Source organism: Streptomyces hainanensis, from assembly GCF_004348415.1.
In the GTDB taxonomy this organism is placed as follows: domain Bacteria; phylum Actinomycetota; class Actinomycetes; order Streptomycetales; family Streptomycetaceae; genus Streptomyces; species Streptomyces hainanensis.
On sequence record NZ_SMKI01000256.1, the window covers coordinates 1 to 11269 of the forward strand.

Consider the following 11269-nt stretch of genomic DNA (forward strand, 5'->3'; position numbering starts at 1 on the left):
GGAGGAAACGCTCCGCGGGCCGGGGCCGGCGCCGCCCTCGGTTCGGGGAAACACATCGTCGTTCGAGGAGTTGACCGCATGACAACCGCCACCGCACCCCCGATCCTCACACTCCGCGGTGTGTCCAAACGGTTCGGCGCCGTGCGGGCGCTCACCGACGTGGAGTTGGAGGTCCGGCCCGGCGAGGTCACCGCGCTGGTCGGGGACAACGGGGCCGGGAAGTCCACGTTGGTGAAGACGATCGCCGGCGTGCACCCGGTCGACTCCGGGCTGATCTCCTGGAAGGGGGACCAGGTCCGCATCGCCAGGCCGCACGACGCCCAGGAGCTCGGCATCGCGACCGTCTACCAGGACCTCGCCCTCTGCGACAACCTCGACGTCGTCGCCAACCTCTTCCTCGGCCGCGAGATACGCCGACGCAGCGTGCTCGACCAGGTGGCGATGGAGCGGCGGGCCAGGGAGCTGCTGGACACGCTGTCGATCCGGATTCCCAGCGTCCGCATTCCGGTGGCCTCGCTCTCCGGCGGGCAGCGCCAGGTGGTGGCCATCGCCAGGGCGCTGGTCGGCTCGCCCGAGGTGGTCATCCTGGACGAGCCGACGGCCGCGCTCGGCGTCGAGCAGACCGCCCAGGTGCTCGACCTGATCGAGCGGCTCAGGGAACGCGGCCTCGCCGTGATCCTGATCAGCCACAACATGGCCGACGTGCAGGCCGTCGCGGACCGCGTCGTCGTGCTGCGGCTCGGCCGGAACAACGGGGTGTTCCGGGTCGCCGAGTCCACGGGCGAGGAGATCATCGCCGCCATCACCGGCGCCGCCGACAACGCCGTCGCCCGCCGCCAGGGTCGTGGCGGCACCGGCCAGGAGGACAGTCAGGAGCAGAGCCATGAGCAGAGCCATGAGCAGTGAGAACCTCGCGACCGATCCCCGGCTGCTGGTCCGCGAGCGGGGGCTGGCCGGCTACCTGGAGGAGTTCCGGCGCCGGATCCGCAGCGGTGAGCTGGGGTCCATCCCGGTCGTCGTCGGCATGATCGTCATCGCGATCGTGTTCCAGGCCGAGACCGGGAACTTCCTCGCCCCGCGCAACCTCAGCAACATCGCCGTCTACATCGCCGGGCCCGGGATCATGGCCGTCGGCATCGTCCTCGTGCTGCTGCTCGGCGAGATCGACCTGTCGGTCGGCTCCATGGCGGGCCTCTCCGCCGCGATCTGGGCGGTGCTCTCGGTCAGCCACGGCGTGAACGACCTGCTGGCCATCGTCCTCGCCGTCGCGGCGGGCGCCGCCGTCGGCGCCGTGCACGGCTTCTTCTTCGCCAGGATCGGCGTGCCGGCGTTCGTCGTCACACTCGCCGGGTTCCTCGGCTGGAGCGGCCTCCAGATCTGGGTGATGGGGGACGAGGGCACCATCAACGTGCCCTCCGGCAGCCTGGTCCGCGACTTCTACAACTTCTACTTCAGCGACATCTCCGCCGCCTACTCGCTGGCCGCCGTGCTCACCGCCGGCTACGTGTTCGCGCTGTGGCGCGGCGAGCGCCGCCGGCAGGCGGCCGAACTGCCCTCCAGGACCCGCGGCGAGATCGTGCTGCGCGGCACCCTGGTCGCCGTCGCCGCGTTCCTCACCGCCTACACCCTCAACCAGCACCGGGGACTGCCGCTGGCGCCGGTGATCTTCCTGGTGATCCTGCTGCTGGCCGACTTCATGGTCCGCCGCACCACCTTCGGCCGGCAGATCTACGCCGTCGGCGGGAACGCCGAGGCGGCCAGACGCGCCGGTGTCAACGTGGAGTTCGTCCGGCTCAGCGTCTTCGTGATCGGCAGCGCGCTCGCCGCCTTCGGCGGGCTGTTCTACGCGGCGCAGGCCGGCGGCGCCTCGAAGAGCCTGGGCTCGGGCAACCTGCTGATGAACGTGATCGCGGCCGCGGTGATCGGCGGCACCAGCCTCTTCGGCGGCCGTGGCTGGATCTGGTCCGCGCTGCTCGGCACGCTGGTGATCCAGTCCATCACCACCGGCCTCAACCTGATGGGCATGTCGAGTGAGATCCAGTACATGATCACCGGCGCGGTGCTGCTCCTCGCCGTCGTGGTGGACTCGGTCTCCCGCCAGACCAGGCGCTCCGCCGGGCGAACGTGACGGCCGCCCGCGCGGGTCCGTGGGATCCCTCGGCCTGCGGGCCCGCCGGGCGGCTCGTCACACTAAACTTCGTCGGACGGTCATGGAGACAGCCCGACTGCAAGGAGGAACGGTGCCGCTGCTGACCCGTATCTCGGGACCGCGCGATCTCGACCGGTTGAGCCCCGAGCAACTGGACGAGCTGGCCGGAGAGATCCGCTCCTTCCTCATCAGCTCGGTCGCCAGAACCGGCGGCCATCTGGGCCCCAACCTGGGCGTCGTCGAACTCGCCATCGCCCTGCACCGGGTGTTCGACTCGCCGCGTGACAGCATCCTCTGGGACACCGGACACCAGTCATATGTCCACAAACTGCTCACCGGGCGACAGGACTTCTCCCGACTTCGGGCGAAAGATGGCATTTCCGGCTATCCGTCCCGGGCCGAGTCCGAGCACGACGTGATCGAGAACTCGCACGCCTCGACCGTGCTCGGCTGGGCCGACGGCCTGGCCAAGGCCAACCAGCTGCGCGGCGAGCCGCACCACGTGGTGGCCGTCACGGGCGACGGCGCCCTCACCGGCGGCATGGCCTGGGAGGCGCTGAACAACATCGCGGCCGCCAAGGACCGCCCGCTGGTCATCGTCGTCAACGACAACGAGCGCTCCTACGCGCCGACCATCGGCGGCCTCGCCAACCACCTGGCCACGCTGCGCACCACCGACGGCTACGAGCGCTGGCTCGCCCGCGGCAAGCAGGTGCTCAGCCGCACCCCGGTCGTCGGCCGCCCGCTCTACGGCACCCTGCACGGCGCCAAGAAGGGCCTGAAGGACGTCATCGCCCCGCAGGGCATGTTCGAGGACCTCGGCCTGAAGTACCTCGGCCCCATCGACGGCCACGACATCGGCGCCCTGGAGTCGGCCCTGCGGCGCGCCCAGCGCTTCGGCGGCCCGGTCATCGTGCACGTCATCACCGAGAAGGGCCGCGGCTACCAGCCCGCCAGGGACGACGAGGCCGACCAGTTCCACGCCGTCCCGGTGATCCACCCCGACACCGGGCTGCCCGTCTCCCAGTCGAGCGCCGACTGGACGTCCGTCTTCGGCGAGGAGATCCTCAAGCTCGGCCGGGAGCGCGAGGACATCGTGGCCATCACCGCCGCCATGCTCCGCCCGGTCGGCCTCGCCGGGTTCGCCGACGAGTTCCCCGACCGGGTCTTCGACGTCGGCATCGCCGAGCAGCACGCCGCCGTCTCCGCGGCCGGCCTGGCCACCGGCGGGATGCACCCGGTCTTCGCGGTCTACGCCACCTTCCTCAACCGGGCGTTCGACCAGCTGCTGATGGACGTCGCCCTGCACCGCTGTGGCGTAACGTTCGTCCTCGACCGGGCCGGCGTCACCGGTCCGGACGGCGCCTCCCACCACGGCGTCTGGGACATGTCCATCCTCCAGTGCGTGCCGGGGCTCAGGCTGGCCGCCCCACGCGACGCCGACCAGCTGCGCGCCCAGCTCCGCGAGGCCGTCGAGGTCGACGACGCCCCCACCGTCGTCCGCTACTCACGCGGCAAGGTGGGCCCGCCCGTCGCCGCCGTCGGCACCGTCGGCGGCATGGACGTGCTGCTCCGCCCCGAGGACGACACCGAGCGGCCCGACGTGCTGCTGGTCTCCGTCGGCGCGCTGGCCCCGGTCTGCCTGGAGGCCGCCGAGCTGCTGCGCAAGCAGGGCATCACCTCCACCGTGGTCGACCCGCGCTGGGTCAAGCCCGTGGACCCGGCCCTGCCCGAGCTCGCCGCCGGCCACCGCGTGGTGGTCACCGTCGAGGACAACAGCCGCGCGGGCGGCGTCGGCTCGGCCATCGCCCAGGCGCTGCGCGACGCCGACGTGGACGTGCCGCTGCGCGACTTCGGCATCCCCGAGCGGTTCCTCGAGCACGGCACCCGCGAGGAGGTGCTGGCCGCCGCGGGGCTGACCGGACCCGACATCGCCCGCCAGGTCACCGGCCTCGTCGCCCGCCTGGAGGGTCCGCTGGACGCCACCCGGGCCTGACGAAGACGGGGGTGTGCCGCCGCCTCAGCCCTGGACCGCGGACGGGTCCCGGTGGACGACCCCCACTGGTGCCCGTCCGGGGCCGGGAAGCCGCGGCCGCACACGCCCGCGATGTCCACCGGCTCCAGGGCGGGGCGGCCCTTCGACAGGGAGACGCCCGGGGCCTTCAGAAACTCATCGCCTCCCGCGGCCCGAGCGTCTCGGCGCCCAGCGCCACCACCCGCGCCCGCAGCCCCCGGTCCGCGGTCACCACCAGGCACCGCCGGCCCGTGCCCTCCGCGGACACCAGCTCCACGATCCGGTCGTCCCCGCTGCCCGGCGCCGACTCCACCCGCACCCCGGGTACCGGGCGGACGCCGCGCGCCGCGCCCTCGACGACCAACACCACCTCGGCCGGGCCCGGGTATCCGACGAGCCGGTCGCGCAGCCGCTCGGCGGCGCCCCGCCGATCCCGCCACCAGCCGTCGGGCACCGAGCCCACCACGTTCGCCCCGTCCACCACGACCAGCGGCACCCGGCCCGCCAGGGGCGAGCCGGGTGCCGCCGGCGTGTCCTCGCTTCCCGTCACTCCGGAACGCTCGCCACCCCGCGGGCCAGCAGCCGCCGGCCGAGCACCCGCTCCGAGATCCCGGCGCGGTCCAGGTAGGGGGTGATCCCGCCCAGGTGGAACGGCCAGCCGGCGCCGGTGATCAGGCACAGGTCGATGTCCTGCGGCTCCGCCACCACGCCCTCGTCGAGCATCAGCCCGACCTCCTCGGCGATGGCGTCCAGCGCCCTGGCCCGCACCTGCTCCTCGGTCAGCACCCGGTCGCCGACCTCGAACAGCGCGGCCACCTCGGGGTCGAGCTCCGGCTTGCCCGAGTCGTACGTGTAGAGGCCGCGCTTGCCCGCCGACACCACCCGGCCCAGGTTCGCCGACACGCCGAACCGGTCGGGGAACGCCTCGTGCAGTGTGCCCGCCACGTGGTGCGCGACGGCGGGACCGACGAGTTCGAGCAGCGTGATCGGCGACATGGGCAGGCCGAGCGGCTCCAGGGCGCGGTCCGCGACCTCGACCGGCGTGCCCTCGTCGATCGCGCCGAGCACCTCGCCCATGAACCGGGTGAGCACCCGGTTCACCACGAACGCCGGGGCGTCCTTCACGAGGACCGCCGACTTCTTCAGCTTCCTGGCCACCGCGAACGCCGTGGCCAGCGAGGCGTCGTCGGTCTCCTCGGCCCGGACGATCTCCAGCAGCGGCAGCACGGCCACCGGGTTGAAGAAGTGGAAGCCGACGACCCGTTCGGGGTGCTTCAGCTCCGCCGCCATCTGGGTCACCGAGAGCGAGGAGGTGTTGGTGGCCAGGATCGTCTCGTGCGAGACCACCGCCTCCAGCTCGGCGAACACCTGTCGCTTGACCGACATCTCCTCGAAGACGGCCTCGATCACGAAGTCCGCGTCCGCGAAGGCCTCGGCCCTGTCCAGCGAGCCGGTCACCGCCGCCTTGAGCCGGTTGGCCCTGTCCTGGCCGATCCGTCCCTTCAGCAGCAGCATGTCGATCTGTTCGTGGACCCAGCCGACGCCCTTGTCGACCCGCTCCTGGTCGATGTCGGTGAGCACCACGGGCACGTCGAGCCGCCGAGCGAACAGCAGCGCCAGCTGCGAGGCCATCAGGCCGGCGCCGACGACGCCGACCTTGCCGATCGTCCTCGCCAGGGACTTGTCGGGCGCGCCCACCGGCCGCTTGGCCCGCCGCTGCACCAGGTTGAACGCGTAGAGCCCGCTGCGCAGCTCGTCGCCCATGATCAGGTCGGCCAGCGCCTCGTCCTCGGCGGCGAAACCGGCCCGCACGTCGCCGTCCCGCGCCTGGGCGAGGATCTCCAGCGCCCGGTAGGCGGCCGGCGCGGCGCCGTGCACCTTGTCGTCCGCGATCGCCCGGCCCCTGGCCACCGCCTCGTCCCAGGCCGGGCCCCGGTCGGGCTCCTGCCTGACCACCTCGACCTCGCCGCGCAGCACCGCCGAGGTCCAGAGGAGCGACTGCTCCAGGAAGTCGGCGCCGTCGAAGAGCGCGTCCGCGATGCCCAGCTCGTAGGCCTTGGTGCCGTTGAGCATCCGGTTCTGGCTGAGCGCGTTCTCGATGATCACGGTGACGGCGCGGTCGGCGCCGATCAGGTTGGGCAGCAGCGTGCAGCCGCCCCAGCCGGGCACCAGGCCCAGGAACACCTCGGGCAGCGCGAACGCGCCGACCGCGCGGGACACCGTGCGGTAGGCGCAGTGCAGCCCGATCTCGACGCCGCCGCCGAGCGCCGCGCCGTTGTAGTAGGCGAAGGTGGGCACCGCGAGGGCGGCGAGCCGGGCGAACACGTCGTGTCCGCCCCGGCCGATCGCCAGCGCCTCGTCCCGCGCGCGCAGCACCTCGACGCCCTTGAGGTCGGCGCCGACCGCGAAGACGAACGGCTTGCCGGTGACGCCCACGCCGACGATCTCGCCGGCGTCGGCCTCCGCCTGCACCTGGTCGATCGCCACGCTCAGGTTCGCCAGCGAACGCGGGCCGAAGGTGGTCGGCTTGGTGTGGTCGAAGCCGTTGTCCAGGGTGATCAACGCGAACCGGCCGCCGTTGGCCGGCAGGTCGAGGTGCCGGACCCAGGCGTGGGTGACCACCTCGTCCGGGAAACGGTCTCCGGCGCTCCGCAACAACTCGGCGGTCTCGCTACTCACTTGCCCTCCCACTGCGGGTTCTCCCAGATGACCGTGGCGCCCATGCCGAAGCCCACGCACATCGTCGTCAGGCCGTACCTGACGTGCGGCTGGTCCTCGAACTGCCGGGCCAGTTGCGTCATCAGCCGCACTCCGGAGGAGGCCAGCGGATGACCGAAGGCGATCGCGCCGCCGTACTGGTTGACGCGCGCGTCGTCGTCGGCGATGCCGAAGTGCTCCAGGAACGCGAGCACCTGCACGGCGAACGCCTCGTTGACCTCGAAGAGACCGATGTCGCCGATGCCGAGCCCCGCCTTCGCCAGGGCCTTCTCGGTCGCCGGCACCGGGCCGTACCCCATCACCTCGGGCTCGACCCCGGCGAACGCGAAGGACACCAGGCGCAGCTTGGCCGGCAGGCCCAGCTCCCTGGCCACCTCCTCGGCGGCCAGCACGGAGGCCGTGGCGCCGTCGTTGAGCCCCGCCGAGTTGCCCGCGGTGACCCGGCCGTGTGGCCGGAACGGCGTCTTGAGCCCGGAAAGGGTCTCCAGCGTGGTGCCGGGCCGCATCGGCTCGTCCGCGGTGGCCAGGCCCCAGCCCTGCTCGCCGGTGCCCTCCTCGCCGGTGCGGCGCAGCGCGATCGGCACCAGGTCGGCCTGGATCCTCCCGTCGGCGTACGCCTTGGCCGCCTTCTCCTGGCTGCGCACCGCGTACTCGTCGGCGCGGGCCCTGCTGAGGCCGGGGAACCGGTCGTGCAGGTTCTCCGCCGTCATCCCCATGAAGAGCGCCGACTCGTCGACCAGCTTCTCGGAGACGAAGCGCGGGTTCGGGTCGACGCCCTCGCCCATCGGGTGCCGCCCCATGTGCTCGACGCCGCCGGCGACGGCCACGTCGGTCGCGCCGAAGGCGATGGCCCCGGCGCTGGTCGTCACGGCGGTCAGCGCGCCGGCGCACATGCGGTCGACGGAGTAGCCGGGCACCGAGGTGGGCAGCCCGGCGAGGATGGCCGCGGTGCGGCCGAGGGTCAGGCCCTGGTCGCCGATCTGCGTCGTGGCGGCGATGGCCACGTCGTCGATCCGCTCCGGCGGCAACTGGGGATTGCGGCGCAGCAGTTCACGCACGCACTTGATGACCAGGTCGTCGGCGCGGGTCTCGTGGTAGATCCCCTTCGGACCCGCCTTGCCGAACGGGGTGCGGACGCCGTCGACGAAGACGACGTCCCTGACGGTACGCGGCACGATGGTTCTCCTCCACGCCGAGAGATTCCTGTCCGGCCCCCATGCTACTCACCGGTAACCCGAGTGCGCGACGCCCTGTCCGGTTTTCACGCCCGGCGCGCACCGGCGGCGCGGAGGTGCGGGCTTTTCCGCTCCTCTGGTCTAGACCTTGACGAGGGCGTCAGGGCGCGCTTCAGTGTGCGCATCACCCCCACATCGCGGCGGCGTCCCGCGGTCCCGAGTGATCGGCCGCCGCACTCCCGAGGAGAGAACGCGTGCTGAGACGACGCATCGTGACCTTACTGATGACCATGCTGCTCGCCGCCGGGCTGGCCGGCGTCATGGTGCCGGCGAGCGCGGCCCCCGCTCCCCGCGCCGCCTCCTGCGCCACCGCGACGGACTGGCGGGCCGGCACCTGGTACCCGGCCGGCAGCATCGTCCGCTACAACGGCGCCTACTACATCGCCGAGCACGACAACCCGGGCTACGACCCGACCATCAGCACCTGGTACTGGGACCCGTACAGCTGTGACGGCGGTGGCGGCAACCCGAGCGGCTTCGTCGTCAGCGAGGCCCAGTTCAACCAGATGTTCCCGAACCGGAACTCCTTCTACACCTACAGCGGCCTGGTCGCGGCGCTCAGCTCCTATCCCGGGTTCGCCACCACCGGCAGCGTCGAGGTCCAGCGGCGCGAGGCCGCCGCGTTCCTGGCCAACGTCAGCCACGAGACCGGCGGCCTGGTCCACATCGTGGAGCAGAACACCGCCAACTACCCGCACTACTGCGACTGGAGCCAGCCCTACGGCTGCCCCGCCGGGCAGGCCGCCTACTACGGCAGGGGCCCGATCCAGCTGAGCTGGAACTTCAACTACAAGGCGGCGGGCGACGCCCTCGGCATCGACCTGCTCGGCAACCCGTGGCTGGTGCAGAACGACTCCGCCGTCGCCTGGCGCACCGCCCTGTGGTTCTGGAACACCCAGTCCGGCGCCGGCACCATGAGCGGCCACCAGGCCATCGTCAGCGGCGCGGGCTTCGGTGAGTCGATCCGCAGCATCAACGGCAGCATCGAGTGCAACGGCGGCAACCCCGGCCAGGTGCAGAGCCGGGTGACGACCTTCCAGAACTTCAGCCAGCTCCTCGGCACCACCCCGGGCGGCAACCTCTACTGCTGACCGGCGGGCCACCGCGGCGGCCGCCGGACGTGGTCAGTGGGGCGCGGGAGACAGCGCGGCGGACAGCAGGTCGACCGTCTGCGTGATCTGCCACTCGCGCGCGCCGAGCGCGCGCAGCGCCGGGGCCAGCTCGTCGGGCGTCAGCTCGGCCGGCGGCTCCCAGCACAACCGCCGCACCACGTCCGGCGTCAGCAGGTTCTCCTGCGGCAGCCGCAGCTTCTCGGCGTGCGCCGTGACCGCCGCGCGGGCCGCCGAGAGGCGGGCCGCCGCGGCGGGGTCCTTCTCGGCCCAGGCCCGCGGCGGGGGCGGACCGGCCGACGGCTGGCCCGGCTGCGGAAGCTGGGCCTCCGCCAACTCCCTGGCCCGGTCGATCGCCGCCTGCCAGTGCTGGAGCTGGCGCCGCCCCATCCGGCTGCCGAAGCCCGGCAGGGCGGCCAGCACCCGCGCTTCCTGCGGCATGGCCTGCGCCGCAGCGACGATCGCCGCGTCCGAGAGGACCTTGCCGGGCGACAGGTCGCGCTTCTGCGCCACCTGGTCCCGCGCCGTCCACAACTCCCGCACCACCGCGAGCTGTCGGCGGCGCCTGACCTTGTGCACACCGGACGTCCGGCGCCACGGGTCCTTGCGGGGCGGCGGCGGGGGAGCCGCCGCGATCGCCGCGAACTCCTCCAACGCCCAGTCGAGCTTCCCCTGCCGCCGCAGGTCGTCCTCCAGCGCGTCCCGCAGGTCGACCAGCAGCTCCACGTCGAGTGCCGCGTACCGCAGCCACGGCTCGGGCAGCGGGCGGTTCGACCAGTCGACCGCCGAGTGCCCCTTCTCCAGGCTGTAGCCGAGCACCGTCTCGACCATCACCCCGAGACCCACCCGCGCGAAGCCGGCGAGCCGCCCCGCCAGCTCGGTGTCGAAGAGCCGCTCCGGGACCAGACCTATGTCCCGCAGGCACGGCAGATCCTGGGTGGCCGCGTGCAGCACCCACTCGGTGTCGGCGAGCACCGCGCCCAGCGCGGAGAGATCGGGGCAGGCGACCGGGTCGATCAGCGCGGTGCCGGCACCTTTACGGCGGAGTTGCACCAGATACGCGCGTTGCCCGTAGCGGTAACCCGAGGCCCGCTCCGCGTCGACCGCGACCGGGCCGCTGCCCGCCGCGAAGGCGGCGACCACCTCGGCCAGCGCCTCGTCGTCCGCGATGACCGGCGGAACGCCCTCGCGGGGGGCGAGCAAGGGGACCGGCGCCGGCCCTGACGGCTCGGAGGGGGCGAGATCAGGGCTTGCTTCGGCGGTCTGCTGGGCGTCGGTCACCAGTTAAGACTAACTCTGTGCGTACGGTGCACAACGACTGTCCACACTCCCGGCACCAGCCGGACTCGGGGCGTGCCCACCGAGTGCCGGGAGTGGCGGTTCAGTGGATGATGCCGGTGCGCAACGCGACGGCCACCATGCCGGCCCGGTCGCCCGTGCCGAGCTTGCGCGCGATCCGCGCCAGGTGGCTCTTGACGGTGAGCGCCGACAGGCCCATCGAGACGCCGATCGCCTTGTTCGACTGGCCCTCCGCCACCAGCCGCAGCACCTCGACCTCGCGGCCCGAGAGCTCGCGGTAGCCGCCCTGGTGGGCCGGGGCGCCCGGCTGCCTGCGGTGCAGCCCCCGGGACGCGGCGCCGATGTGGGAGGCGCCGTGCCGGGTGGGTGGGCCCAGGTTGTTGCGGGTGCCGGTGACGACGTAGCCCTTGACGCCGCCGGCCAGCGCGTTGCGGACCGCGCCGATGTCGTCGGCGGCCGACAGGGCCAGGCCGTTCGGCCAGCCCGCGGCCCTCGTCTCGGAGAGCAGGGTGAGCCCGGAGCCGTCGGGGAGGTGGACCTCGGCGACACAGATGTCGCGCGGGTTGGCGACTCGGGGGCGGGCCTCCGCCACGGACGACGCCTCGATCACGTCCCGCACGCCGTCCGGCTGAGGCGGCTCCGCGGCACGCCCCGGCCCGGCCCCGCGGTCACGGGCGCGGCCACGGGCGCGGTCACGCCGGGAACAGCGCCCGCAGCGCGGCCGTCAGCGTCGCCAGGTTCCGGT

At 72.8% G+C, this 11269-nt stretch carries 8 protein-coding genes and 1 pseudogene; 4 read left to right on the forward strand and 5 right to left on the reverse strand.

Annotated features, from left to right (window positions below; genetic code table 11):
- Positions 1-78: 78 nt before the first annotated feature.
- The 3 genes from E1283_RS22210 (at position 79) to dxs (ending at position 4145) form a co-directional block, all read left to right on the forward strand.
- Positions 79-906, forward strand: a complete 828-nt coding sequence (locus E1283_RS22210; RefSeq protein WP_132819883.1) for an ATP-binding cassette domain-containing protein — start codon at positions 79-81, stop codon at positions 904-906.
- On the forward strand, positions 884-2128 hold the full coding sequence (locus tag E1283_RS22215) for a sugar ABC transporter permease (RefSeq protein WP_132819884.1): 1245 nt from the start codon (positions 884-886) through the stop codon (positions 2126-2128). Before E1283_RS22210 ends, E1283_RS22215 begins: the two co-directional genes overlap by 23 nt.
- Positions 2129-2240: 112 nt before the next feature.
- On the forward strand, positions 2241-4145 hold the full coding sequence (gene dxs / locus E1283_RS22220) for a 1-deoxy-D-xylulose-5-phosphate synthase (protein WP_132819888.1): 1905 nt from the start codon (positions 2241-2243) through the stop codon (positions 4143-4145).
- Between the two features lie 166 nt (positions 4146-4311).
- On the opposite strand, the gene E1283_RS22225 is transcribed toward dxs, so the two are convergent.
- The 3 genes from E1283_RS22225 to E1283_RS22235 are packed head-to-tail and all read right to left on the reverse strand — an operon-like array spanning position 4312 to position 8056.
- Positions 4312-4713: a PIN domain-containing protein gene (locus E1283_RS22225; RefSeq protein WP_243745012.1), complete on the reverse strand. Its 402-nt coding sequence runs from the start codon at positions 4711-4713 to the stop codon at positions 4312-4314.
- Positions 4710-6842 (reverse strand): 3-hydroxyacyl-CoA dehydrogenase NAD-binding domain-containing protein, encoded by a 2133-nt coding sequence (locus E1283_RS22230; protein WP_132819885.1) that lies wholly within the window; start codon positions 6840-6842, stop codon positions 4710-4712. Before E1283_RS22230 ends, E1283_RS22225 begins: the two co-directional genes overlap by 4 nt.
- A complete protein-coding gene (locus E1283_RS22235) occupies positions 6839-8056 on the reverse strand; it encodes a thiolase family protein (RefSeq protein WP_132819886.1) in 1218 nt (405 codons plus the stop codon). The genes E1283_RS22230 and E1283_RS22235 overlap by 4 nt, the downstream gene beginning before the upstream one ends.
- Positions 8057-8340: 284 nt before the next feature.
- Here E1283_RS22235 and E1283_RS22240 point away from each other — a divergent pair, with 284 nt between their 5' ends.
- Positions 8341-9207, forward strand: a complete 867-nt coding sequence (locus tag E1283_RS22240; RefSeq protein ID WP_132819890.1) for a glycoside hydrolase family 19 protein — start codon at positions 8341-8343, stop codon at positions 9205-9207.
- A gap of 33 nt (positions 9208-9240) precedes the next feature.
- Here the strand turns inward: E1283_RS22240 and E1283_RS22245 are convergent, their stop codons facing one another.
- Both E1283_RS22245 and E1283_RS22250 read right to left on the reverse strand, forming a co-directional pair.
- Positions 9241-10506: an HRDC domain-containing protein gene (locus E1283_RS22245; protein ID WP_132819887.1), complete on the reverse strand. Its 1266-nt coding sequence runs from the start codon at positions 10504-10506 to the stop codon at positions 9241-9243.
- Positions 10507-10606: 100 nt separating this feature from the next.
- A pseudogene (locus E1283_RS22250) lies at positions 10607-11146 on the reverse strand (helix-turn-helix transcriptional regulator); the annotation flags it as partial.
- Positions 11147-11269 lie beyond the last annotated feature (123 nt).